The organism is Desulfomicrobium apsheronum, from assembly GCF_900114115.1.
Taxonomy (GTDB): Bacteria; Desulfobacterota; Desulfovibrionia; order Desulfovibrionales; family Desulfomicrobiaceae; genus Desulfomicrobium; species Desulfomicrobium apsheronum.
Window position 1 is genome coordinate 91,033 of record NZ_FORX01000015.1, and the last position, 26,188, is coordinate 117,220.

At 40.8% G+C, this 26,188-nt stretch carries 24 protein-coding genes; 14 read left to right on the forward strand and 10 right to left on the reverse strand.

What is annotated here, in order from left to right:
• Position 1: 1 nt before the first annotated feature.
• The 3 genes from BMZ40_RS19305 (at position 2) to BMZ40_RS13645 (ending at position 6,619) form a co-directional block, all read left to right on the forward strand.
• The gene (locus tag BMZ40_RS19305) at positions 2–3,061 is read left to right on the forward strand and encodes a sacsin N-terminal ATP-binding-like domain-containing protein (RefSeq protein ID WP_143075640.1); all 3,060 of its coding nucleotides are present in this window, start codon (positions 2–4) and stop codon (positions 3,059–3,061) included.
• Between the two features lie 112 nt (positions 3,062–3,173).
• Positions 3,174–5,180 (forward strand): protease Lon-related BREX system protein BrxL, encoded by a 2,007-nt coding sequence (brxL, locus tag BMZ40_RS13640; protein ID WP_245751115.1) that lies wholly within the window; start codon positions 3,174–3,176, stop codon positions 5,178–5,180.
• 62 nt (positions 5,181–5,242) lie between these two features.
• A complete protein-coding gene (locus tag BMZ40_RS13645; protein ID WP_092376873.1) occupies positions 5,243–6,619 on the forward strand; it encodes a hypothetical protein in 1,377 nt (458 codons plus the stop codon).
• A gap of 204 nt (positions 6,620–6,823) precedes the next feature.
• Here BMZ40_RS13645 and BMZ40_RS13650 read toward each other — a convergent pair whose 3' ends face one another.
• Together BMZ40_RS13650 and BMZ40_RS19310 are read right to left on the reverse strand one after the other, a co-directional pair.
• Positions 6,824–7,336: a hypothetical protein gene (locus tag BMZ40_RS13650; RefSeq protein ID WP_092376876.1), complete on the reverse strand. Its 513-nt coding sequence runs from the start codon at positions 7,334–7,336 to the stop codon at positions 6,824–6,826.
• 1,032 nt (positions 7,337–8,368) lie between these two features.
• Positions 8,369–9,013: a hypothetical protein gene (locus BMZ40_RS19310; protein ID WP_143075641.1), complete on the reverse strand. Its 645-nt coding sequence runs from the start codon at positions 9,011–9,013 to the stop codon at positions 8,369–8,371.
• Positions 9,014–9,717: 704 nt separating this feature from the next.
• Here BMZ40_RS19310 and BMZ40_RS13655 point away from each other — a divergent pair.
• On the forward strand, positions 9,718–10,281 hold the full coding sequence (locus BMZ40_RS13655; protein WP_092376879.1) for a recombinase family protein: 564 nt from the start codon (positions 9,718–9,720) through the stop codon (positions 10,279–10,281).
• A gap of 247 nt (positions 10,282–10,528) precedes the next feature.
• Here the strand turns inward: BMZ40_RS13655 and BMZ40_RS19315 are convergent, their stop codons facing one another.
• The 6 genes from BMZ40_RS19315 to BMZ40_RS13675 form a co-directional block, all read right to left on the reverse strand.
• Positions 10,529–10,900, reverse strand: coding sequence for a hypothetical protein (locus tag BMZ40_RS19315; RefSeq protein ID WP_143075642.1), 372 nt, complete (start codon positions 10,898–10,900; stop codon positions 10,529–10,531).
• Between the two features lie 55 nt (positions 10,901–10,955).
• Entirely contained in the window at positions 10,956–11,300 is a 345-nt protein-coding gene (locus BMZ40_RS19320; RefSeq protein ID WP_177193179.1) for a hypothetical protein, read from the reverse strand.
• A gap of 418 nt (positions 11,301–11,718) precedes the next feature.
• The gene (locus tag BMZ40_RS13660) at positions 11,719–12,795 is read right to left on the reverse strand and encodes a DUF2569 family protein (protein WP_092376882.1); all 1,077 of its coding nucleotides are present in this window, start codon (positions 12,793–12,795) and stop codon (positions 11,719–11,721) included.
• A gap of 76 nt (positions 12,796–12,871) precedes the next feature.
• Positions 12,872–13,261 carry a thermonuclease family protein gene (locus tag BMZ40_RS13665; RefSeq protein WP_143075644.1) on the reverse strand — a complete coding sequence of 130 codons (390 nt, stop codon included), beginning with the start codon at positions 13,259–13,261 and terminating at the stop codon, positions 12,872–12,874.
• Between the two features lie 9 nt (positions 13,262–13,270).
• A complete protein-coding gene (locus BMZ40_RS13670; RefSeq protein ID WP_092376887.1) occupies positions 13,271–14,560 on the reverse strand; it encodes a Y-family DNA polymerase in 1,290 nt (429 codons plus the stop codon).
• Positions 14,560–15,018: a LexA family protein gene (locus tag BMZ40_RS13675; protein ID WP_092376890.1), complete on the reverse strand. Its 459-nt coding sequence runs from the start codon at positions 15,016–15,018 to the stop codon at positions 14,560–14,562. The genes BMZ40_RS13670 and BMZ40_RS13675 overlap by 1 nt, the downstream gene beginning before the upstream one ends.
• A 694-nt stretch (positions 15,019–15,712) precedes the next feature.
• On the opposite strand from BMZ40_RS13675, the gene BMZ40_RS13680 reads away from it, so the two are divergent.
• On the forward strand, positions 15,713–16,114 hold the full coding sequence (locus BMZ40_RS13680; protein ID WP_092376893.1) for an AAA family ATPase: 402 nt from the start codon (positions 15,713–15,715) through the stop codon (positions 16,112–16,114).
• A gap of 47 nt (positions 16,115–16,161) precedes the next feature.
• On the opposite strand, the gene BMZ40_RS13685 is transcribed toward BMZ40_RS13680, so the two are convergent.
• Positions 16,162–16,614 (reverse strand): ATP-binding protein, encoded by a 453-nt coding sequence (locus BMZ40_RS13685; protein WP_281243797.1) that lies wholly within the window; start codon positions 16,612–16,614, stop codon positions 16,162–16,164.
• Positions 16,615–17,011: 397 nt separating this feature from the next.
• Here BMZ40_RS13685 and BMZ40_RS13690 point away from each other — a divergent pair, with 397 nt between their 5' ends.
• From BMZ40_RS13690 to BMZ40_RS13720, 8 genes are all read left to right on the forward strand, one after another.
• Positions 17,012–17,428 (forward strand): helix-turn-helix domain-containing protein, encoded by a 417-nt coding sequence (locus tag BMZ40_RS13690; RefSeq protein WP_092376899.1) that lies wholly within the window; start codon positions 17,012–17,014, stop codon positions 17,426–17,428.
• Positions 17,429–17,433: 5 nt separating this feature from the next.
• Positions 17,434–17,892: a VIT domain-containing protein gene (locus BMZ40_RS13695; RefSeq protein ID WP_092376902.1), complete on the forward strand. Its 459-nt coding sequence runs from the start codon at positions 17,434–17,436 to the stop codon at positions 17,890–17,892.
• Positions 17,834–19,069, forward strand: a complete 1,236-nt coding sequence (locus tag BMZ40_RS13700) for an ISL3 family transposase (RefSeq protein WP_092376905.1) — start codon at positions 17,834–17,836, stop codon at positions 19,067–19,069. Before BMZ40_RS13695 ends, BMZ40_RS13700 begins: the two co-directional genes overlap by 59 nt.
• A gap of 37 nt (positions 19,070–19,106) precedes the next feature.
• A complete protein-coding gene (locus BMZ40_RS13705) occupies positions 19,107–20,957 on the forward strand; it encodes a VWA domain-containing protein (RefSeq protein WP_092376907.1) in 1,851 nt (616 codons plus the stop codon).
• A gap of 183 nt (positions 20,958–21,140) precedes the next feature.
• Positions 21,141–21,602: a hypothetical protein gene (locus BMZ40_RS13710; RefSeq protein WP_092376910.1), complete on the forward strand. Its 462-nt coding sequence runs from the start codon at positions 21,141–21,143 to the stop codon at positions 21,600–21,602.
• 239 nt (positions 21,603–21,841) lie between these two features.
• Positions 21,842–22,450 carry an HAD hydrolase-like protein gene (locus tag BMZ40_RS13715; protein ID WP_092376913.1) on the forward strand — a complete coding sequence of 203 codons (609 nt, stop codon included), beginning with the start codon at positions 21,842–21,844 and terminating at the stop codon, positions 22,448–22,450.
• A gap of 2 nt (positions 22,451–22,452) precedes the next feature.
• A complete protein-coding gene (locus BMZ40_RS19325) occupies positions 22,453–23,061 on the forward strand; it encodes an amidophosphoribosyltransferase (RefSeq protein WP_143075645.1) in 609 nt (202 codons plus the stop codon).
• Between the two features lie 22 nt (positions 23,062–23,083).
• Complete coding sequence (locus BMZ40_RS13720; RefSeq protein WP_092376917.1) at positions 23,084–24,079, forward strand: DNA-processing protein DprA; 996 nt, start codon at positions 23,084–23,086, stop codon at positions 24,077–24,079.
• A 768-nt stretch (positions 24,080–24,847) separates the two neighbouring features.
• On the opposite strand, the gene BMZ40_RS20060 is transcribed toward BMZ40_RS13720, so the two are convergent.
• Positions 24,848–24,976, reverse strand: coding sequence for a hypothetical protein (locus tag BMZ40_RS20060; protein ID WP_281243798.1), 129 nt, complete (start codon positions 24,974–24,976; stop codon positions 24,848–24,850).
• Between the two features lie 673 nt (positions 24,977–25,649).
• On the opposite strand from BMZ40_RS20060, the gene BMZ40_RS13735 reads away from it, so the two are divergent.
• Positions 25,650–26,188: tetratricopeptide repeat protein (locus BMZ40_RS13735; protein ID WP_218143778.1), on the forward strand; the 539-nt coding region annotated here is incomplete at its 3' end.

Consider the following 26,188-nt stretch of genomic DNA (forward strand, 5'->3'; position numbering starts at 1 on the left):
CATGACAATTGTTGCAGAGGTCCGAAAAGACAGGGAAGACCTTGCACGGGTTCTAAAGAGACATACCGGTATTCGCCGTATTATAGAAGATCTTTACCCTGATAGTGCGCACTTTATTTATGAACTATTACAAAACGCAGAAGATGTTGATGCTACAGAGGTTAGTTTTACTTTATCAAAAGAATCATTAATTTTTGAGCATAATGGCAGGCCTTTCGACGAAAAAGATATCTACGCCATTACTGATATTGGCGATGGAACAAAAAGCGACGATGTCGATAGAATAGGAAAATTTGGAATTGGATTTAAAGCAGTATTTGCCTATACAGAGTCCCCAAAAATATATTCCCCTACATATTCTTTTGAAATTAAAGACCTTGTACTTCCGTTTGAAATTAAACAATATCAAACTCCATCTTTAAAAACAAGATTTGAATTCCCTTTTAACAATTCAAAAAAATTATCTTCTGACGCCCATATGGAGATTTTGTCTAGCTTCGACGAACTTTCTCCTTATTCGATATTATTTTTGAATAAAATTACAAAAATTGATTTTAAGGCACAAAATATTACATCTGGCGAGTTAATTCGAATTAAACACCCTTCGAATCATATAGAAATTATAAAAAAAGTTGAAGGGAGAAATTCTCAGCATTATCATTTTCTTAGATTCATTGAAAAAATTCCAGATTTAAAGCGACAATTTGTTGCTGTAGCGTTTGAACTTGATTTCGTAAAAGCTTCAAATTCATTTGATCCGAACTTACCACTGTCAGATCAGTTTAAAATAATAAATGCTAATCCAGGCCTAGTCGCAATATCATTTGTTGCAGAGAAAGAGCACTCTGGTTTAAGATTTCATATACACGCACCTTTTGTGACCGAACTTAGCCGCGCTAGTGTCAAAGAAACAGCGGTTAACTTCCCACTTATTGAACAGCTAGCTGATTTAGTATCCAACTCATTATTCCATATACGCGACTTAAGACTTTTAAACGTTGATTTTTTGGGAGTCCTTCCTAACCCGCACGATTATATTCAACAACGATATGAAATTATAGAACAAAAAATTGTTGAGATAATGAATAACAAAGACTTAACTCCGACACATGACAAATGGTACTATCCAGCTAAATATTTATTTCACGCGAAGGCATCATTCAAAAATGTTATAGAAGATAATGACCTTGAGTTCATTTACGAATACAATGAAAGACCGTACAAATGGGCAGCTAATATACCACAAAAAAATAGTAATCCAGACAAATTCTTTGCATCACTTAATGCACAAATTTTTGATATAGATGATATATTTGCCCTTTTTAAAACTAACGAAGCGAGTGACAGCATTGACTCTCTTCACATACAAAATTGGCTAAAATCAAAAAGCAATGAATGGCATCAGAAATTTTACGCCTTCCTCGACACCGAAGTTGACGTAACACAACTACCATATCTTAAAAATCTATTTATCATAAAACTAGATGACGAATCATATAGCAATGGACAACTTATCTATTTTAATAGTAAGAATAAGCAAAGTACATCTTTTTCAAGATTTGTACATGAAGAGACATATACATCTGGCAAGAACATAAATGAACAAACCAGTGCAAAAAACTTTCTTACAAAAATGGGAGTCTCTGAAGTTGGCGAATTTGAACTGATTGCAGACATTTTGATTCAAAAATATCATGACAATAAAGTTTTTGAGTTAGACAATCTAGAATCTCATCTAGATGACATACAAAAATTTATTGATTTCTTATCAGAAAACCCTTCTTATCAATCATTCTTTTGTAGATTTGGTTTTTTACTAAACAGCCACAATGCATTCTGTATGTCTTCAGATTTAATTTTAGATTCTCCGTATATAAATTCGTTTTTAACTTATTTTTACGAAGACAAGATATCTACCAACTCTCTTTCTAATATTTCTGATATTTACGCTAATTCTAAAATTGACAAATACAAATTTACAAATTTTTGCAAAAAAATTGGAGTATTACATAATATTTCTGTTGAACAAACCAATATTAGTAATAATCCTCATAAATCAATTCTGCATGTTCACTATAATGAACGATGGTCTAATAATTATATCAATATTGATTGGATTATTCCAGGATTAGAACAAGCTTTAAAGAAGCCATCTATTGAATTGTCGCTATTAATTTGGAAAACACTGATGCACTTAAACGAAGAAGTGTTTGAAGCTAAATTTCGTCCAAGTAAAAAATTTAATTTAACACAAGCTCCATCACAGTTAGCATGCACACTTGATAATTCTTCCTGGATTCCACAAGTTGATGGCAACTTTGTTCGTCCATGTGATGCAATAAGGGATTTGTTGCCGGGAAATTTTCCTTACGCTTCAGATTGGCCCTGGTTAAAGGCTATTCGTTTTGGAGAAGAAACTATAAAACGATCGGATGAACATAAAAGAAAAATTTCACTAGCAAAAGAATTGGGATTTGAAGATGATAGAATTCTTGAAGATGCTAAATGGTTTGCTAGTCTAACAACTGAAGAACGAATAAATTTTAAAAATTATTATCTTGAAAAACTACAAACAGAACTTCCTTTTAAATCGTCAAAAAATCCAGATCGTCGCGCTGCGATTGTTGAAGAAAATGCGATTAATTCCCCTGATCGCGTCACCGAAGAGAGATTGAGATCTATCAATCCAAATTTATCTAAAGTTAAATCCCAAACTTATCCGTATTTAAAAAATGAATACACAAATGATGATGGCGTTATGATTTGCCAAATATGCAAACAACCTCTGCCTTTTAAGTTGCATAATGGTGAGTATTACTTTGAAGCTGTTGAAATTTTGCCTAAATTAACTAGACATCACTATCAAAACTATATCGCACTCTGCCCAAATCACGCAGCTATGTTTAAACATGCAAATAATCCGAATAACGATATTAAGTCTCAAATAATTCATACTCAAAATAACGAAATTGATGTCGAACTAGCTAACAAGAAGCGGTGCATTTTTTTTACCTCTAATCATATAAACGACATGAAATCTGTCATTAAATCTGAAATATAATAAATATACATCTTTATGAACTTAATATTTTCAAAAAATATCTAATTTACTTAAATAGTTATAAAGGGATTTCTTCATGTCAACTTCGCATGCAGTGATTGGAATTGACAATTTGCTTAATACCTCTTTCCAAGGAAAAGTGGTCCGCAAGGATCTGACCAAGCTTTTGAAGGAAGGGGCCAATGTGCCTGTCTATGTTCTCGAATACTTGCTCGGGATGTACTGCGCCTCAGACGACGAGGAGATCATCCAGGAAGGTATCCAAAGCGTCAAAGACATCCTTTCCCAGAACTACGTTCGTCCCGATGAGGCGGAGAAGGTCAAATCGATCATCCGGGAGCGTGGAAGCTTCAAAGTCATCGACAAGGTCACGGTCAAGCTCAACGAGCGCCGGGATTGCTACGAAGCCTTACTTTCGAATCTTGGCGTTCAGGGTGTCGAAATTTCCAGCACCATCGTGAAGCAGTTCGAAAAGCTGCTCGTGGGCGGGATCTGGTGCATCATCTCCATAAATTACTATTTCGAGGAAGGGCAAAAAGGTTCGCCGTTTTCCATATCCGAACTCAAGCCGATCCAGATGCCGGGCATGGATATGGGAGAGTTCTACGAGGGGCGCAAGGCTTTCACAGAAGAGCAGTGGCTTGATGTCCTTATTCGCTCGACGGGCATGGAACCGTCAGCCCTGGAAAACCGAACCAAGTGGCACCTTCTGGCGCGGTTGATTCCGCTGGTGGAAAATAATTACAACGTCTGCGAACTCGGGCCGCGCGGAACTGGAAAAAGCCACGTGTACAAGGAGATCAGCCCGAATAGTATCCTTGTTTCCGGCGGTCAGACAACGGTTGCCAATCTGTTCTACAACATGGGTTCGCACAAGGTGGGCCTGGTCGGCGTGTGGGATGTGGTCGCGTTCGACGAAGTGGCCGGGATAAGCTTCAAGGACAAGGACGGCGTGCAGATTATGAAGGATTTCATGGCCTCTGGTTCATTCTCCAGAGGTCGCGACTCCATCAGTGCCAACGCGGCCATGGTCTTTGTGGGCAACATCAACCAAAGCGTGGATACGCTGGTCAAAACCAGTCACCTGTTCGCGCCCTTTCCTGAAGCCATGATCGACACGGCTTTTTTCGATCGCTTTCATTGTTATATCCCTGGCTGGGAAATCCCGAAGATGCGCCCGGAGTTTTTCACAAACCAGTACGGCTTCATCGTAGACTACATGGCTGAATTCTTCCGGGAGATGCGCAAGACGACCTATGCCGACGCCATCGACCGCTATTTCTCACTCGGAAACAACCTCAATCAGCGTGACACCATCGGCGTGCGCAAGACGGTCTCAGGACTGCTGAAGCTGCTCTACCCACACGGTGAGTTCGACAAGGAAGCCGTTGAACGCTGCCTGCGCTACGCGCTCGAAGGACGGCGCAGGGTCAAGGAGCAGCTCAAGAAATTGGGTGGGATGGAATTTTACGACGTTCATTTCAGCTACATCGACAAGGAAAGCCTGGAAGAAAAGTTTGTCGGAGTACTGGAGCAGGGTGGAAGCTCTCTAATCCCAGAAGGCCCCCTCAACCCAGGCACCCTCCATACGGTAGGCGCGGGCTCCAATGGACACCTAGGGCTGTACCGTCTGGAATTGCAGGTCACCGCCGGAAACGGAAAGCTGTCCATATCGGGCGTGGGCACCAGCTCCATGGCCAAGGAACCGATCAAGGTCGCCTTCGACTATTTCAAGGCGCACGCTGCCCGCGTTAGCGCTTCCTCCAAGCCGTCAGAGCGGGATTATCATCTACACATTATCGAACTGCACAATACCGGACCGACGGATATGATGACGTTGCCCTGCCTAGTGGCTTTCTGCTCAGGCCTCCTCGCGCGGCCAGTGCAGGGCAGCATGGTCATCCTCGGCAATATGAGCTTGGGCGGAAGCATTGTTCCCGCAGCGAACCTGGCAGCGAGCCTTCAGGTTGCTTTTGACGCTGGAGCAAAGCGCATCCTGATACCCATGAGTAGTGTCACGGACATCCCGACAATACCTGGGGAGTTGTTCGCGAAGTTTCAGACGAGTTTTTATTCGGACCCTGTGGATGCGGTTTTTAAGGCACTTGGTGTGGAATAAAAAAATTCAAAAATTATTTAAAGTATATATCACAGTACAAAACTAAACAAAGAAAAGCCTAAATGGACATTATAATCGAAATATTCAAAAGATTTGAAAATTTTTTCCATGAGAACTGGCATCATTGGTACATATTAGCTAGCATAATCGTTTTAGAAAATTTATTAATAATTTATTTCTTAAAAAGTGTGAATTTAGAAAATTTTATAACATACTCATTTTGTATTGTATTATCACTTTTAACTTTATTAATATGGTATAAATTTAAAAAAATTGAAAAGACACCAAAAGGCAAGATAGGATTTGTTGTTTCCATATATTGTTCAGAAAAAAATAAAGAAAACTGTATCAGAGAAGACTTCGTCATTAACTTAAAAAAACTCATTAAAAATAACAACATAGAAAATAAATTTCATTTTATCGAAATTCGCCGACATCTTTCTCAACAAATTGATGATGTTGAGAGCGCTTCTGAATTAATGGAAAAAACAAAGTCGTTATTCATTATATACGGAAGAGCAAGACATCGAAATCATGAAGGGAAAAATTATTATTTTCTAGAACTAGACGGCATAGTCAAACATCGACCAATTTCTAAAGGCAATAGTGACAATTTAAACATTGAGTTCAATGAACTGTTCCCCAAAAAAATACAAATACCCGAAGATGAAGATATATTTTCATTCAACATTACAAGTGAATGGGTTGAATTCGTTTCAACGTATATTATTGGCATTGCAGCATTTTGTTCAGGAAATATTGAGTATGCAAACTCTCTATACAATTCTTTAAACAAACGACCAATTAATTCTAAAAATTCTATCGATGTGTACTCGAAAATAAAACAAAGATTACCAAAAAGATTCGCAGAAATTAATCTGGTAAAAGCAAAAAATTGTCTAGAAAATTGGAGACAAGACAAATCTTTCCAGAATATTGAAAATTTTTCACAATACATGGCATCGATTAGCACAAACATAATTTTTAACGACTACGAACTTACACTGCTAAAATCTATTGATCTGTTTTTTACAGATAGAAATACAACAGAAGCCATAAGGGTATTAAAAAAGTGTAAAAAAATAAAAGATCCAATATGGAAATTGAATTTAGCTTTTCTTTTTGCATATAATGGGAACATGAAATCATCATTGAGATATTACAGGATGTGCGCCAAAGAAGAATTTGAAGCAGAAAATCTCTCCCAAGTAGAAGATTTTATATATTGGGTAACAACAAATGAAAATAAATATCATCTGTACTTCTGCCTTGGCTTTTTTAACTGGGAAATTAAGGGAGATAAAGCTCAAGCCATGCAAGACTTTCGACATTTTTTGAAATTGACAGAACCCGACAATTTTAAAAAAGAAAAAGAATTGGCAGCAGAGTGGATCGCAGAGATTGACAATGAATTAAATGACACACGAAATGTCGCGTAATAAAAACAACAAAAAATTGATTAAAATGGAATAGTGAACGCTATCCATCGCTAATGCATACCTGCCGAAGGTTCGGAAACAGATTATTTTGTAGTTACGATTTGATGCAATGAAGCTGGCAGCTCACTCATTTTCATTTTGAAAAAGCTGCCAACTCATTACACATGTCACCATCAAATTATAAGCGACTCGTTTTCAAACCTATTAAATATTGCTAATGACAAAGCACACGTAAGCAAGATCCTCAAGTGCTGAAATGATTTTTTCCCTTTCCACATAAAAGTCACTTCCATTTGCATTTATCAAACTTTCATCATCTTCATTAATAAAAATCACTTCACCAGCGAGGTACATACATCCACCAAAATCTGTATAAACAGGACTCGATATATAAAAGCAATCATTGAAAGCATCAATATCATCCATACTCGTCTGCATATACATGTAGTACCAGACGCCGCTTCCAAAAAGCTTGTGTGTAACTTCGTTATAAATTTCATCTATAACGGGTCCATCTGAAAACTCATCTTCGCCATCCAAATCTTCACTTTTCATCTCCTCAACATTAAGAAAAAAAGACTCGTAATCTTCTTCCTCAACGGCATCGTAAAGTAAATTTTCGATATTCTTAATTGCAGCTATCTTATCAATATAACTACCATCACTAGCGTTTTTCGCGACAGAAAGAACATTAAACATAAGTGTATTTTTATCCATGAACATCTCCTCATTAACTAAAATTAATTATTATTTGAATTCTAAAAATCCATTACCTATTAAAATTTCCAGACATCAATCTGAATGATTTTCTTAAAATATTTCCAGGAAAAAAGTTTTTCTTTACACGCCTAATGTTTTTTTTGTTGAAAATCTTAAACACGTGTTAATTTCATTTCTCTATTATAAAAATAACCAAACAAAATCTGCGACAAAACTTCTCAATGATGGCTCTAATCGATATAACCTCTTTTTGTGGGCAGATAATTTGTCTATCCAATTTAAAAAAGTGGGAAACACATTTTTTTTAACACCTCATGAACCAAATATGTTAAAATGAATGATTTTCGAAACATTAAAAAAAAAGAGAATCGGAGAATCGGAGAATCGGAGAATCAGAGAATCAGAGAATACGATTTTTTCAATAGGTTCGGTTTTTTTTTGATTCTTTTAAAACCGAGGCTATTACTGAACTGGAAGAGCAAGTCCTTATCCAATTCAATTTTTTTTGAATTGGTTTTTCCCCATACGATAGTACATTAGGATTTTTTAAACTGGAATTTCCCCATGAGAAGTCTTTTAAGGGGAATAACCAAACGCAAAACCATGCTATTATGATTTTCAATTCCAGTTTGATCAACACGCGTTGGAAAAACGATTAACACAATTATATTATCCTATTCGCATATTCGCGTAATTCTCATATTCGCATATTCGCAAAATTCACAAAATTTTGACGCAAACATTGCGACAAGCAAAAAAATTGCTCACGCAGGCCTATAATATTCTTAATGGCTTTACGTCTAAATTTAATATTTAAACAATTATAAAAATTAATAAATTTTATTGAAACTTAAGCAAAAACCATTCATTATTTATGCAATCTGAACGTTGATCACTAGTTTATGTACCACCAATAAAAAATGGCTTTCCTGAGAAACTTGCCAGTTCGTGACATTACTCAGGAAAACCACTTATACGATTATTTACAACTGAAGAAGTAGGTTTAATATCTATTCACTATACTACTTATTATCCTTGACCATTAATCTTATTATACAGTGGCAATTCTCCACCGTTATCATTCTTAAACTTATCAATATAAAACCGCTCCCACGCTAGCGAATCTTTATCATCTTTGATAATCGAGTATTCAATTGTTTCAAATATCCAATTCTCACGTTTTTTTTCTGAGAATCTTGCTCTTACACAGCCCTTACCTATGTATACAGTATCCCCATTCGAATTTAAATATCTGTATATTCCAGTAACATTAGAGTCAATTTTACACGCTTCACTCCGCGCAACTGATGACTCAAAAGAAGGTATTAAACTTATTACCCACAGACCCTCTTCTTTTGTGCAAGCGAATCGATTTAAATCTGCATTTTGAGCTGCTTTACGCACCCAGCTCTTTGAAAATAAATCTCGACTATAACACCAACAACCTCGATTTCCAGCTCGTGATAGTTTAAAAGCATCGCTATCGTCTTTTTTTCTTAAAAACTTAAAACCAAGCCGCCTGCTTTCGTCATCAGAATATATACATACATAGTTATACTTATCAAGTTCTGCCCAACGATCCAACACAACATTAAATGTTATTCTATTATTTTTTATAATTACCTCCGGCTCATCGCTTGCAGGACGAAGCCTCTTAACTTTTGCCCACTCCATTGTTTCTCCTTATAATGTAAAGGTTTTTGTTAACAACTTACCATGCTAAATTTTTATCAATTTATTAATATCATTAATTTCCTTGTTTATACGATAGCAATTAATATATATAGATGACAATAATTCTGAATTTTCTTTTAATTCAGAAATAGTCAAACCAGCGTCATGATTCGACACAATATTTATGACTGCTTGAAATGTTATTGTCGCCTTAATCAGGTTGACTATTTCTATATATTTGAGCTTATCATTATTACTTTTCAAAACTTCCTCTGCCAATTTCAACTCGATATTTTTTATAGTTTCATTTCTCATGCATACTATATAGCATATTCATGTTTTTAAAACAACCTCTAAAAACATTATTGCTATAAAAAATTATGATTCGTTTTTTTTGATTGACTTAACTTAAAAATGCACTTCGCTTTTCAATTTCTTATAGCGCACATGGTTTTAATTATTTTATGCACCCATGTTTATGATCATTGATTAGCTGTTTATTTTTGATCCTTCTTGGAACAGCAGTATACCCGATTGAGTACACCCTGACGGGCACGTTGAACGGGTACGGGATCATGTATCGATAACTTGGGAGAATTGAATATTGGGTACACTTAAACTTGACATCTAGATGCCATCGGGTACATACGGAGCCATTTGCACAACTCCGCACTGAGCACACACCCTCACCAACGAGGACGATCATGGCAAACGTAGCGTACATTAGAGTCTCAACAACAGACCAGAACACAGATCGGCAGCTCGCGGACACTGGCATCAGCTTCGACAGGATATTCGAGGACAAGGCTTCTGGTGGCTCCACTAACAGACCAGCCCTACAGGAGTGCCTGGCCTATCTGCGTGACGGCGACACGCTGAGTGTCCACTCCATCGACCGCCTGGCCCGTAGCCTACAGGACTTGCAGAGCCTCATCGACGGCCTGTTGACCAAGGGTGTGAAGGTGAAGTTCCACAAAGAGAGTCTGACGTTCGTCAATCATGGCACGCAGGATCCGTTCGCCAAGCTGTTGTTCCAGGTGCTGGGCTCGTTTGCGGAGTTCGAGCGTAACATAATCAGAGAGAGGCAACGAGAGGGGATAGCCAAGGCTAAGGCGGCTGGCGTGTACAAGGCCCGTCATGGTGGCAGGAAGAAGACCGTTGACCGTAAACAAGTGGCGCAGCTCAGGGCTGAAGGTGTATCGTTTAGAAAGATAGCCGAACAGATTGGTTGCTCTCTTTCCAGCGTTCAGCGGTGCTTGGCTGAGTAGCCAGTCATCAGCGCCAGGGAGGATGGTTACAATGGGCGTCCTTCCTGTCGAGCCGAGACTCGCAGATACCCGTATTCGTGAGGAGAATTGTCCCCGGCTGGCCTCCAGTCCAAATCTGATACCAACACACACACTCGGGAAGCCGCCTTCAAGTGTGGATACAGGATAAAGAACAAACTATGTCATGAATTATGCACGAAAACTATTTCATATTTACAATAATTACCAAACACTCGCCATAGTCTCTTTAAAATCCAGCTTGCTCTAACTGTATTACTCTGGATGTAAGTTGCATATAAGTATCATAATATCTTTTGCATTCTTTATATTTTAATGATTTTTGAAGATCAAAAGCGCTTGTTGGAGTTGGCATTCTATCGTGCTCTACCATGCATGTATCGTATTTTGCCTTTAAAATGTTGGCTTCTTTTATATATTCATTTTTGATCTCTGAATTCTGGCTATTTGATGCCGGAGCTGACTGTGCTTCAGAGTTAGAAGGTTGGCTGTAAATAGCTCCAGGAGTATGGTATCCTTCTTGTAATATTCCTTTTTGTTGACTGTGCGACAAGCTTACAAAAAATAAACACATAAAAAGAACACATAAAAAAAATTTCATAGTAAACCTTTTTTTGAATTTTATTTCATATTTTCTTATAAATGTTGATATTCAATTAATCAAATTTTTTAGTTATATTCGAAATATCACCTCCGTAATTATGCACCCATTCTAAGATTAATGACACGACTACAGTAAATTCTTTCTCATTTTGAATTAAATAACTTGATGGCATTTCGGACTGCGCTCTGTGGGCAACAACACCAAAGAATGTACCCTCCCATGTTTCGTCTATTAAATCGAGTTCAATTGTAGGGTTATTTTTTGCGTAAAATAAAACCATGTCACCAAAACTATAAGCATTGCCTAGTGATTTATTTATTTTTTCAATTTCACCAGTCACATCAAGCAATGCTTTTTTGACTGGTGTTTTCACAGCGATATTTCTGAATATTCCCATTTCAAAACATTCTATTGTATGTTTATAATTAGTATAAAAAATATAATCATAAATACGTATTATAGATTATTTTAAATTCGAAACTGTAATTATTGAAATAATCGCTACGGTTATTATTTGATAATTTCTTATTTCTTTTCTTAGAGCATGAATTTTGTCGATGTCCTTGGCTATATTCTTTAGTTTAAAATTTCTTCTCAAATAATATCCAAATATGAAATAAAAAAATTTAGCAGAAAGTATGCTAAAAATTACTCCGATTAGGATGACCACAAAAAAATTACTATACCGATACCCCTCTAAAAAAACATCCGTCAGAACTACACCCGTGTATGTCCATGCACTTGCTTTAATATAATAAGTATTGCTGTTTGATTCTTCTTGCATATGGAAACTTTTAGCTGTAGTTCTATTATATTTATAGTTTCACTATATCTGGATATGTGTCTACAAAATAAGAAACAAAGCTGTCTGAATCCTGAAATTTTCGGAATGTCCGATTTTTATCATAAAACTGAACAACTTCATGCACAAGAATTATGTCACATCCGTTCTGTTTTAGTATTTCCTTAAACTCATCAATATGATCTATGTCTAAGTACTTTCTTACCTTATCATCTAAACTTCGAAATTTTATATTATCGATATTTTTTTTATATTTTATCCTCTCTTCCTCAATCTTTCTTACTTTCACATCTCGCAACCTATCAACTCTCTCTTTAATATACTTATACTTAGCTCTGGCCTCATCGCCCTCACATAGAGCCATGCACTTAGCCCACAGCGCTTTGTCTTGACTCCCATCTTCCACTTCATTTGTTGCTTGTAAATACAGTTCGTCTTCGTTAAACACTTCTGAATACTCATTATTATTCATGGCTATCTCACTGTGCTTCACTGAATCTTGTTTGTATGTCTGAACAGGCATCTCAAGCAGCTTCTCTGGTATGCTGTGTGACATATTATTGATTGACCTTAAATAACTTTGCTTTACAGGGTCACTCAATACAATCTTGTCACCATATTGATTTTTATTAATTATTTGTTCATAATAATACGTATTTTTAACTCGTGTAGATTTGTTTAAATACAATGTCCAACATATAGCGCCAATAAAATTTATTATAGTTTCTTTTAAACTAAATATTTGCAACCCATCATCAAGCAAGCTGTGCATTAAAATTATAATAAATATCGACAATACAGGTCCAGTAATCCACAAAGTAAATATAGCTAATTCCACACTTGATTTTTCGTGTTTATAATAAAGCCTATATGCACTTAAAAATCTCATACTGAGAGAAGCTAACGCTAAAATATAAATCCATTGTTTAAAGGCTTGCCATGTGTCGACAGATTTTAAACCAGGGTATAGGTGCTCTGCAATGCTGAACTGACCTAATGATGCAATAGTTCCTAAAATACTAAGAACGCTTAAACTTAAAACAAGAAACAATAACCAGCCTTTCACTCCGACGAGTTCTTTGTCGCTCATTGATAGCCTCGCCCAAAAAGATTATTTTCTCGATCCTATAAACTCAGATTCTTCAAATAATCAAGAATCTTTACTGTCATACACCGCACATCTCGCCAGCCCTCCCCTGCCTCTCCTCATGCTTCTTCATCATCGACCTAACATGCTTACCCAAAAATGCCTGACCGCGCACAGTCAGCATACTCTGCTGAAATAGCCCGTGTACCATGGACGACAGGTTCTGCTTCGAGGCCTTGCCGAATGACTGTCCTGACTCGGGGGCGTCAATGCCGTAAAGCCGGATTTTAACCTGGTCGTGCCCGTCACGCAGGACGGTGATCGTGTCGCCGTCGGCGATTCCGACAACCTTTCCGGTCCATGCCCACCCTGCTTCGGCTTGGAGTATGACAAGCAGAAGCATTAGAGCAGCCCAGACTGCGATCTTACATATCCACCTCTTATAATTCATTTCCAGATCCGCCGTCATTGGTTGCGGTCATTTCACCGGCGGCAATTCAGCCCAGCACGTCGTGTACCGGGGCGATTTCCGCTCCTGTCTCATGTGCCACGGTTTGTGTCCGACTCCTGACGAGGCCAGGGTCAGAATCTTCCGGCCATATCTGTCATTGGCCTTGTCCAGCACGTTCATGAGGGCCTGCTGTTTCCTGCGCTCTTCCCCGCTTGGCTCCATGAAGGATAGCTGGCGGTTGTTCTCCGGCACGAGTTCAAGAAACATGACCCCGACTTTTTGGTACCTAAACCCCTCGCGGTAGATGCGCCGCAGAATGCGCAGAGCCTGAGCATGCAGGATCGGTGTGTACGAGGTGGGCACGGCCAGCGCCTGACTACCGCTGCCGTTGTACTGAGGATCGGGATGGAAGCGGCTGGTCTCAACAAATACCTGCACCACCCCGGCCAACAGCTTCTTGACGCGCAGTTTTTCGGCGGCGCGTTGGACATACGCGGACAAGGCTTCCTCCAGGCTATCCAACTCGGCAATCCGGGTCCCGAAGGATCGTGAACAGACAAGGCTTTTTGCCGTGGGCGGAACCTCCTCAAACGCTACGCACGGTATTTGTCCCAGTTCCAACACCGTATGCAACCCGGCGATGGTCAGATTCTTCTTCACCCAATCCCGTGGAGCCTGCTCAAGCTTGTCGGCGGTATTGATGCCCGAAGCCTTCAGTAACCGCGAATAGCGGCGCCCGATCCCCCACACATCGCCCACATCGATCTTGGCCAACTGCCGCTCGATATCCTGCGTCTCATCGAGCAGCCAGACTCCATTACTGGCAGGGGTCTTCTTTGCCAACCTGTTCGCGACCTTGGCCAGAGTTTTCGTCCTGGCAATTCCCACGCAGACCGGAATCCCCGTCCATTTGTGGACCGTCTGCCTGATGTCGTCGGCGATCTGAACGAGCCTGGCCGGACTCATGGCCCTGAGCAGCAGGAAGGACTCATCGATGGAATAAATTTCTACCTCCGGGGAAAACCCTGCCAGCACCTGCATGACCCGGGCGGACATATCCCCATAGAGCGCGTAATTAGATGAGAATATCCGCACGCCATTGCCCGCGAAGAAGGCCTTGCGCTTGAAGGCCGGCTCTCCCATGGCGATGCCCAGAGCCTTGGCCTCGTTGGACCGGGCGATGACGCAGCCGTCGTTGTTGGAGAGCACGACTACCGGCTTGCCTTCGAGCGCAGGCTGGAACACCCGCTCGCAGGAGACGTAGAAATTGTTGCAATCCACCATCGCGAAAAAGTCCCGGCTTTGGGCGGCAATCATCAGACCCTCCGGACCACGCCCACGACCACCCCCCAGACCTGAAGATCCTGCTCCGTGCCGACCTGTATGGGCTGGAAAGCCTTGTTCTCCGGAACCAACCGACACTGTCCGTCTTTCAGGTGAAGGCGTTTGACTGTCATCTCCCCATCCAGGGCCGCGACTACGATCTTGCCATGCACCGCCGTCTCAGACCGGTCGACCACCAGGATGTCCCCATCATGGATACCCACGCCAATCATGGAATCACCGCTGACCCGGACCATGAAGGTCGCGGCGGGATTCCTGACAAGCAAATCATTCAAGTCCAAGCCCGATTCGATGTAATCATCGGCAGGAGAGGGGAACCCCGCCGGTATCCGATGCAAATATAACGGCAGAACAAGAAGTTCCAAATCCTGCGAAACGCAGCCCAAGAAGTCCACGCGATCACTGACCTCGCTCGATCGTTCAGGCGGCATAAGATGATCAAAAGCGGTTTTCAATTTCGTCCGTCCTCAGGAGGCAGCGTCCGGTTCCAAGCGTTGAAAGCAAGCGGATGCCCGTATTCACAAAATCTCTGCGGCATGTAATACCTCCAACATTTCAGCGATTAACATAAGTAAACACAAGAGACCTAATAAACCTATGCGTAGTTCCTGCTATCACACCGGACACGACGAAAAACGTGAAGAATGTCGATCTCGTTGTTCTGAGCGTAGCGTTGGTTTGTACAGAAAATAATGATCAAGCCCGAGCAAACCCGTACACAAGGGTTTACGTCAAACTTATCAAACCGAGGGAGTTAGTACCGAAAACTTGGGCACCCACTCCTCTCCACTAAAGTATCCAAGACTAGCTGAATCCCAAAAAGTTTGGCCAGACCCTGCTGGACCGAAACACCAGCAATCCGTGACGGGCTCCTTGAGAAATCAACGAATCCCATGGCCCTGCCAATTAACAAAAGTTAATCAACTGTCAAGAATATCCAAAAAATAAGCAGCTCACTCATTACCAAGCAACAACCCACTAAAATTGTGGCATAAATTAAAAAATCCCCCGAAATAAGCAAAAAAAACGCAGTTGACCATGAAAAAATGCTCTTCCCAGAACAAGTAAGAATGACACGACAAAACATAGTCGTTCAATAATCAAATAAAAGGAGCATTATTGGATATGAATAAGATACTTTACATTTTGAGAGGATTGCCCGGATCTGGTAAATCAACACTGGCGCTAAAACTCGTGAGCAAAGATTTTCATCGCGAAGCAGATATGTATTTTACGGTAAATGGAAATTATAACTTTGATCATACCAAGATCAAAGAAGCCCATGCTTGGTGCAAAAATGAAATCGAAAATCTTATGATTCATGGGCACGAATGTGCCGTATCCAATACGTTTATTAAAAAATGGGAATATGAACCATATTTGAAAATGGCTAAAAAATATGAATATTCAACTCAAATAATCGAATGTCATGGAGATTGGAAAAACATTCATGGAGTTGAATTTGATAAGCTAGAAATTATGAAAAATAGATGGGAAGCACACATGGAAAATCAATTTAAACCATAGATTGACGGAGTTATCCTCGTCGTTCTGAACCTCGTCTGGTTATGTGTTTATGAGTCGCCACTGCAAGGGGAAAGATCACTGCGTGTAGTCCTGTAGCTCTTGCCGTCCAGCACGATTTGATAGGCGCCGTGCTTGATCCGGTCGAGAGTGGCCCCGCCCAGCAGTTTGTTGTGGAAGGCGTCGTTCCACCCCGAGAAGTCGAGGTTGCTGGTGATAATCGATGGCCGCCACTCGTAGCGATCCGCGATGACGTCGTGGAAGTACTCGTCTTGACCGGGGCGCATTGGCTTGAGGCCGAAGTCGTCGATGATGAGCAGGTCTGCCTTGGTCAGTGCCGCCAGCTTGCGCTCGAAGTTGCCCACAGCCCGCGCTGAAGCGAGTTGACCTAGCAACTTAGCGTGGGAAGCGAACACAGTGTCGTAGCCGCGACGTACGGCGATGTGGCCCAGTGCCTGGGCAAGGTGCCTCTTGCCGGTGCCGCAGGGGCCGACGATGAGCACCGGGACCTTCTCTACATCGTGATGGTTTACTTGATTGCAGCCCCGATTCAGATCGTGGTGGCTTCATGAATCCCACATTCCCAACATCCTCACCTTATTGCAACAAGCTAAAATTGTTTCCATTTTTTTATCTGACGAGTCTAAATTTTCCAGACAAAAGCATATTTCGGAACACAAATCCCATCCGATTCCCATCTAGGGAAACACTCTTATATCGCAACCTCGTGATTCTGTTTGGAACCGGGACCTCGCCTTTGAGATTATCGTCCGCGCACTTAAAGACACCTGAAATTAAAAACTAAACATAAGACTACTATCTGTTTTAATGGAGTAAATTAATATTGAAATATTTTTACGACACTTTACAAAAACACCTTAAGTGTCGCATATGTAATTCGTGAACACAATCGATAACAAACTCAGCATAGCCGAAGTCAGTAGCCTGACTTCCGTATCACCAAGGACAATAAGATTTTACATCCAGAAAGAACTGATTGACCGCCCCGTCGGTCAGCGCAAGGCAGCCCATTACACCCGTGAGCATGTCCGCCAGCTATTGGAGGTCGAAAAATGGAAAGCCGCCGGCGTATCGTTGGATGCCATTCGGGCTATCATGTCAGGGGAGCAGACCAGCCTTGGGATTCCTGAAACAATGCAGCGACCCGGAGAGATCAAAATCTGCTCCAAAGTGTGGTTGGCACCCGGTCTTGAACTACACCTTGATCCTTCGGAACTAAAACTCAATACTGAACAATTACGACGGCTAGCTGGAAAAATATCCGACTTGGTTTCTTCTATGACTTCAAAGGAGTGACGTCCATGTATTCCGACACCACTGCCCCGACATTGAAAACCACTGATTCACGCAACGTCTGCCTCCAAGGAGTAGATATCCGCGTTGACATCCACGACTATCTTGCCGCCACGCGCATGACCTACATATTTGTCAACAGTGAGGACGCCAGCATTGAAACTGTCTACACCTTCCCACTGCCTATCGATGGAGTGTTGACAAATCTACGCGTGAAAATCGGCCAGCGCGAGATGCACGGCGTGGCTGTTGAAAAAAGTCAAGCTCAAGAAGAATACGAACAGGCGGTGTGCGATGGCGACTCACCGATTATGCTGGAACGCCTGGACTCGGGCCTCTACATTTTGGTCCTTCCGGAATTGCTGTGGGTAAATGACTTGGTTAGGAGTCTTCTCACGGAGGACGCCGATGAGAGACACCGAACTTTACGCGCAGATTCTTGGAGTCAAAGCCCCTTGGTTTGTTGACAAGGTTGATCTGAAAGTATCCGAGAATAGTGTTGATATTTGGCTAAACCATGGCCCGGGCGAGCGCTGGCCCTGCCCAGAATGCGGCAAGCTTCTGCCCTGCCGGGACCATGCAGGGGAACGAGTCTGGCGCCATCTGGATACGTGTCAGTTCAAGACGTTACTTCATGCCCGAGTTCCACGAGTTGAATGTCCGGAACATGGAGTGCACCAGGTGCTTGTGCCCTGGGCTGAGCCACGGTCGCGCTTCACCTTGCTCATGGAACGCTGGATCATAGATGTGCTCACGGAGTGCTCGACAGTGGAAGGCTCTCGGCGCTTGCTGAAACTCACATGGGATGAGGTTTGGGGAGTAATGGAGCGAGCTGTTCGACGAGGTCTTTCACGCAAGGAGGCCCGTCCGATTCATTATCTCGGAGTGGACGAGAAAGCATTCCGCAAAGGGCACTCCTACATGACCATCGTCTGCGACCTTATGCGCAGCACGGTCGAGCATGTTTCCGAAGAGCGGAAGAAGAGCAGCTTGGAGGAATATTACCGCAGGCTCTCACCCGATCAACTGGATTCTATACGGGCCATCGCAATGGATATGTGGGAGCCATATTTCACGGCGACCATGGCGCATGTGCCGGATGCCGGAGCCAAAATCGTCCACGACAGATTTCATGTGATGAAACACGTGAACGGAGCCGTGGATAAAGTGCGCAAGCAAGAACATAAGGCCCTGATGACTCAGGGCGACGAAACCCTCAAAGGGACCAAGTACCTTTGGCTGTTTCGGCCCGAGAACTTGCCTGCCAAGCATCAGCCGACATTCGACGTCCTCAAGACCAGCACTCTCAAGGTGGCCAAAGCGTGGGCCATGAAAGAGAACTTGCAGTCATTGTGGGGCTATATGTCTCCTGGATGGGGACGTAGATTCTTCAAACGTTGGATAAAATGGATTGATCGTTCCGACTTGAAACCAATGAAGCGGGTGGGACAGTTACTTTCGCGGCATCTTGAAAATATCCTGACTTTCTGCCGCCACCGGATCACCAACGGCGTCGCCGAAGGATTAAACAGCAAGATCATGAGCATCAAGCGAAAGGCGTGCGGGTACAGCAACAAGGATCATTTCAAGACGGCGATCTATTTTTTCTGTGGTGGACTCGACCTGTATCCGAGGTCAGTTTGAACACGTTACCCACAGAGTTTCCGGAAGGACCTACATTTTGAACATCGGAAATATCTTGCCCGATGAACTTGCCGAGGTATCTATAGAGTTCATGGAGATTTTACGAATCAAGTCAAACGAGGCCCGTTATGAACTGCCGACGACGCTAGCGCCACTTTACGGAGACCCATCAGTTCGAGGCCTGGATCCACATCAGTATCCTGCCACCAGCCTGCTCGCCGATAATCGTTGCAGCATTGAAGTAAATATCAAGGGTTGCCTGGTAAACGCAGTCATTTTGGCCCCAAGCCACAAAACCTTTCTGACAAAAGAATATGGCCAAGCCAAGCTTACCCATTCCGCGCCAACTATTTCGATGGATCGGGATTTCATCGTAGTTTTCCGGTCTGAAAGCCTGCCTCCGGCTTTTGCCATATGCGCTATGGACAAAGGCGGGTACGTCGTCTGTGCTGGCTTTAGTCCACGTTTCACAGCAGTATCTCCAGCGAAAAGCGTCAAAATTGTCGTTGATTGTTCTGGCTCCATGGCTGGGGAATCGATCCTTCAGGCCCGTGAAGCTCTGCTGCGTATCCTGGACCGACTTCGCCCTGAAGATCGTTTCAACATAATTCAGTTCGGATTTTCGAGCACAATGCTTTTTCGAAAACAGGAAATCGCTGACGAAGTTCACATTGAGGCTGCCATGGCCATGGTGAGAACCATGGACGCGAATATGGGGGGTACAGAAATATCCAATGCCTTGGACAAAGCGCTGTCCTCTGCATCTCCCGTGGGCATGTCTGAGGACATCCTACTCATCACTGACGGCCAAGTCTGGGATATGTCCTCTGTCGCAGACAGACTCTGTCGTAGAAATCACCGTGTATTCTGCATCGGTGTGGGATCGGCAGTTGAGCGCGGTATTCTTCACACACTTTCTTCAAAAACAAGGGGCGAAGCGATTTTCGTTAGTCCGTGCGAAGACATGGGCAATAAAGTTTTCGAGCATTTTAAACGCATGATCCTTCCACTGACTGGCAAGCCCGACCTCGACTTTGACGAAAATAAGCCCCTGACCATTGCTCCTCAAAACTTACCACCCGTTTTTGAAGGTGACATGATCATGGTCTGCGCTTGGTTGGAGTCCCTGCCACAGTGCGTAAGGTTCAGCCTGGAGACTCCCGAAGGCTCTTTAACGTGTAGCGCACCGGTAAAACAGGTGAATGAATACGGAGAGAAACTGCCTCGTTTTGCCGCAGCTTTGAAAATCAAGGACTATCCCAAAGATCAAGCCGTCAAGTTGGCCGTTGAATACAACCTAGTCAGCGTGTTTACGAATTATCTTGTCGTAATGAAAAGAACAGATACCGAGAAGGCAGTAGAATTGCCAAAAATTCGCAAGATAGATCACAATATTCCTCATCGCTGGGGCGGGATGGCGTTCAATATTTATGAGTCATTAGATTTGGCTCCTTCAAGTTTAAATCAAAACTATCCTGTTGAGTCTCCCTTCACATATTCTGAGAATGACGATAATCTATTCGAAGATTGTGAGCCTAACGATCCAAGTTCAAGTACGTGGCAGAATATTTTTCTTGAACTAGTTATCTATCAAATCAAATCCGGGCAGGATGACGCCATCCACCTTGGATTATTAGAGCGATTGAATGGGCTAATACCCCAAGAAATCATGAAGGGCCTACACGAACTGTTTGAAAATCCTCATCGACTAACCCAGACCACGGAACGAACGTTGGTGTTAGCTTTTGCCCTTGCCTTGGCTAAAAAAAATCAAAATACTCAACGTATCGATGCGCGGCGTATTCGAAAAGCTTTGGGGAAAAATTTACCTCCGAAAGGAGAGATGAGAAGAATAGACACCCTTGCAGAAGTTATTGAAAAAATCTAACATAAAAAAGGTAAATAGTTTTGTAACTAGATAAGGCATGTCTATAATACTCACTATAGTGAAATGTGTGAGAATTAAGCATAATTATCTAATTATAATTGCGCTCAATAAAAAAAATTTATCGTATTTTAGCGAATTTTACATATTAACAAATAGACATGGTATGAATCAAAGAGGCAACGAATGAACTACGATATTAAATGCGCATCATTTATTTCTGGAGAAACTATAATTTTTTATTTTGAAAATGAGCTTGTAAAAGATGCTTTTTTTATAAAAATAGTCACAGATACAGAATCAAAAGAACGCTTTTTTTCTTTTAGTCCAATTTTAAAATGCAAGTTAAAGCAAGATCTAACGGAAAAAGAAACTGCAAACTTAATGAAGAATATAAATATAATTTCTGTCTATACTCCTGAAGATTCTGTAAAAAACGCATATAAATTTTTTATCGAAAATGATGAAAATATTGGAAGAGTGATGTACAATAATTTGTACGAATGTGGCCCATCAAAAGAATGGGTCGACAAAATCCACAAAGAACTAGAAGAAGCAAATGCACATTTGCCTAAAAGACAGCCAATCTCCGATGGCAACATAATCAAAGGGGCCTTTGGCCCTTACTTCGAAGATATTTTAAAGTAATTGAAACTCGCAAGACTAGAAATACGTGAATAATTCATTCTAGGCTTTGCGCCTTTGGCAGAACATCTTTTATTAACATAACAACACTTTGAATTAGCAAAATTAAACTAATTATACTTCACATTGACAAATTCGAATCTAAGAATAGCTGCAAATTGATATCATTTCATAAAATTGTAACCACAACGTAAACATCATATATATAAAAACATATTTTCAATATAATTTGAAATTTTAAAATGAATAAAAATAATAACATACCAAATCATTTATTAAATAAATTTCTGGAAAAAATAAAGAATGACGACGTTATTTTTTTTGATTTAGACGGAACTATCGTCGAAACAAACTATGCAAATTATTTATCCTATAAAGAAGCTATAAATACAATTTACAAAAAAAATCAAAACATTGAGTATAATCCTTCAGAACGCTTGACTCGAAATTCATTACATAAACTATTAGGGAAAATTTCTCCATTTGAATATAATAAAATAATTCAGTATAAAGATAATAACTACTTCAAATACACATCGTTTACAAATCTCAATAAAATCATAACTGACACTCTAATTAGTTTATCAAAAAAAAATAAAACATTACTTGTAAGTAAATGCAAACAAAGCAGAGTTCTATCTACATTAGAATATTACAATTTGACAAATTATTTTACAAAAATTTTCACACATGAAAATATTGAAATAAGTAACAATTCAAACAAATTTGAAATAGCGATTGCGGAATTAAACATCATACCATCTACCATAATTCTATTTGAAAATGAAGAAACAGAAATTATTCAAGCAATATCATCTGGCATTCCAAATCATAACATATGGAGAGTCTAGTTGTGAATGAATTTGTCATTGAATCAAATTATTTTTTAAGCAGAAAAATTAATGCATTTTTCCATACCGATTATGTCGGCTACAAAAAACCAGGGAATCCAAACTATATAAATATTTTAAAAAACACATACAACAGCTACTCAGCATCATATTTAAATTCAGCAGTAAACGATCTCTTAAATGTATTACATACAGACTTACCATTAATCGTTAAAAAAATTAATTCAGAACCAATATATGTTTGCGTTGTTCCAAGAGCAAAATCAACATATCAACCAAATCAGTTATTATTTAAAAAAACGGTAAGTTACGTTTCATCAAATATTAATGGGTTAATAGACGAAACAAACGGAATTGTTCGACATACGAACACAAAAACAACCCACTTGCCACCAAACACACCTAATTACGAAAATGATGGAGACTATCCGTACAAAGGGATTACAAAAAACACATGCCACATTTCTGACAGCATTAGAAATAAAAGCATATTGCTAGTTGACGATATTTATACACAAACAATAAACATTATTGAAGACGCAATTGAAGCACTATTAGAACAAGGCGCTAAATCTGTAATATTTTACTCAGTTGCGAAAACAGTACGCTAAACAACATATAGGTAAGTATAATATGAAATATACGGAAAATGCCCTCAATATTTTAGCATCATTGATGTATAAAGGAATTGGACGCGCATGGGTGTCAAAAAATATAAATTATTATAAAAACATAAACTCTTTAATAGAGCAACTTAATAAAAGTTCAAAAACAGAGTTTGATATAACAATTGACGATTTTGAGAACAAAAAAAATAATTTAAAAAAAATAATACATAACTCATCAAGTTATATTGATGGCGTAATCGCAATAGGAGACGAAAACTTTCCAACACACAGAGGACACGTTAAAGACAGCGAAAAACCAATATTTTTATTTTATAAAGGAAATTTAGATCTTTTAAAAAAATCAAATAAAAATATTGCCGTAATAGGACTACTCCACCCAGATGCTAACATAGAGAATATTGAAAGAAGTGTTGTTAATGAACTTGTTAATAAAGGTGCAACTATTGTAAGCGGGCTCGCACTTGGATGCGACACAATTGCACACAGACAAGCTTTGCAATCTAAAGGGAAAACAATTGCAATTTTACCAAGCCCATTAAGCAATATATTACCATCAAAAAACAAAGATTTAGCTATCGATATTGTTACTAATGAGGGCTTACTAATTACTGAATACCTCACTGATGCAAAATCTAAAATGGCTTTATCTGGTCGGTATCAAGACAGAGACAGGTTACAAGCACTTTTCAGTGACTGCATAGTCTTGTCAGCTAGCTATGCTAAAAACAATCTAGGAAATGATAGCGGGTCAAGGTTGGCAATGGGATACGCAGCTAACTATAAAATTCAGAGAGCCGTAATCTACAACGAACTCTCCGACTCGGACAATGACAAATTTGATCTTAACAGACAATGCATCAAGGAAGACAAAAACATCATTATTATAAACAATGAAAATTTTGAACAATCTATTAATGCGACTATTTCCACTACAACAAATACAAAAAATAAGTACAATACATTAAGTTTATTATCATATATGCAAAATAATGAAAATTAACACATAACAAACAGTATTTTAACTAATATAGTTTTCGAATATGCCAACAAGAAAATATATTTATAATTTATACCTCAAAATATCAATTTTCATATATTAAACTGCTAATTGACCAATGAACTTTATCGTATACGGCCTAATATTCCGCTTTGTCCAAGTATAAATTACTAAAAAGCAAAAAGAGATCATGAAATTCAAACAGTTCTCGTTGCAATACGCGGTCATGCTCATGCCGATTTGCCCTTGCTGGCTGTTCCTTATGAATGTTAACAAATGCTGCCTGCACATGAACCCAACCGCATATGCCAGCCCTGAAACCGTAAATGACCTGAGCCTTTTGGTACATTCATCAAAATAGAAGGCAATCCTTGAGGCCAACTCATCAGGCGTCATCTCCTCCATGAAATTGATCCGCTGCTGATGAGTCTGAAGAAGGGCATGTACAACCTTCCTCACTGCCCTAGCATAGGCCACAAGAGCCGTGTCGCCTACTGAACTTCAAAAGTTCGCTCCTCGCGGCCTCAACTCCCATCTTGTATCCACGCTTGAAGGCGGCTTCCTCCTCATCCGAATAGTTCATGTCCGAACAGGCAAACTTGAGATGGCCATCCACTGCCTTGACATACTCAGTCAAGGTATCCCCAGTCTCTTCGGTGTTTGGCACTTCCCCCAAAACGATGTCCACATCACTCAAAAGTCAGTCACCGCTTATAAGCTCCATCAACTTTTTTTATTAGACCCAAACCCTCAGGAAACTCTTGCTTCAGTTCAAGCCTCTTTCTGCTCAACCTTAAATTTCGTTAGATCAATCACAATCCTTTCAGGAGCCACGCTGGCGTACACGCCTGATTTCTTGGCTTTGGTCTGTTTCTCTGTCGGTTTGCGCCATTTTTCCATAATCCCCCCATGTTTCTTCCACCCAATGCAACCCTGATATACTGAAACTATAGAGTTGTCCAAAATGTAAGCCGAGTTAGCCGCCGTCAATGTGCTCAAAGTGGTGGCGCTTAGAGTTCAGAATAAGTTGTAGCAGTGCGAGTAAAAGCAGAATGAATACTCTGAAGGTCTGAACATCTACGCAATTGTTGCCAGTGAACCCGGTAAGCGAAAAAACGCCGTAGTTTCCGCATGTAAGGCCCCTGTGATTGAATATGAGATAGGGCAAGAGCTTTTCTATATGGAGGTCATCAATGAGGCAGCGAGCGAGCGCAAGACCATGGAACGAGCTATTGACAAAGCACGGAAACCCTCTCCTGGTACGGTGTGACACTGCTTGTAACGGACAGCGAGTGGATATGCACCCGGCCAGATTAGGACGTGATCTTGTGATCAATCGACCGGGAGTTATTGGCGTTGAGTTTTGCCGAGCAGTCGGAAAGGTGGAACAACGCGATCCGACAAGTACCATTTCCTGCTGACTTTATTTTCTTAATGGAGTAAAAAAATCTCTGAAATTAGCCGATTCACCCCCATAGGGGGGGGCCTTCCTGGCCAATTTTTGGCTTCGCCACCGCGACTTTGTAAGAATTCGCAAGGCAGAGCCAGATATCTCTGAGCACTCCCATAGGGCGTGGATTTCTACACCGCATTAAAATATACGCAAAAGGAGACCGATATCTCTGGAGGGATGATGGGTACAGAGCCAGAACTTGATAAAGCAGCAGAAGACTTACTAGTGGATATTTTTGGGTACGAAACAAGGGCGTTAGACTTGGATAATAAAGGCCAACGCTACTACAGTAAAAGGAACTACGCTCAGGCGAAACAATTCTTTGAGTGCTCGCTGGAAATCCGGGAAAGGGCTCTCGGCCCCGACCATCCCGATGTGGCTAGGAGTCTGTACCATCTAGGCCTGCTCTACAAAACCCAGCGTGACTACTCGCAGGCGGAGCCTTTTTACAAGCGCTCGCTTGCGATCCGGGAAAAGGCTCTGGGTCCCGACCATCCCGATGTGGTGACGAGTCTTAATAGCCTAGCCGTGCTCTACGATAATCAAGGTGACTACGCGCAGGCGGAGCCTCTTTACAAGCGTTCGCTTGCGATCCGGGAGAAGGCTCTCGGCCCCGACCATCCCGATGTGGCCACGAGTCTGCATAATTTGGCTGGACT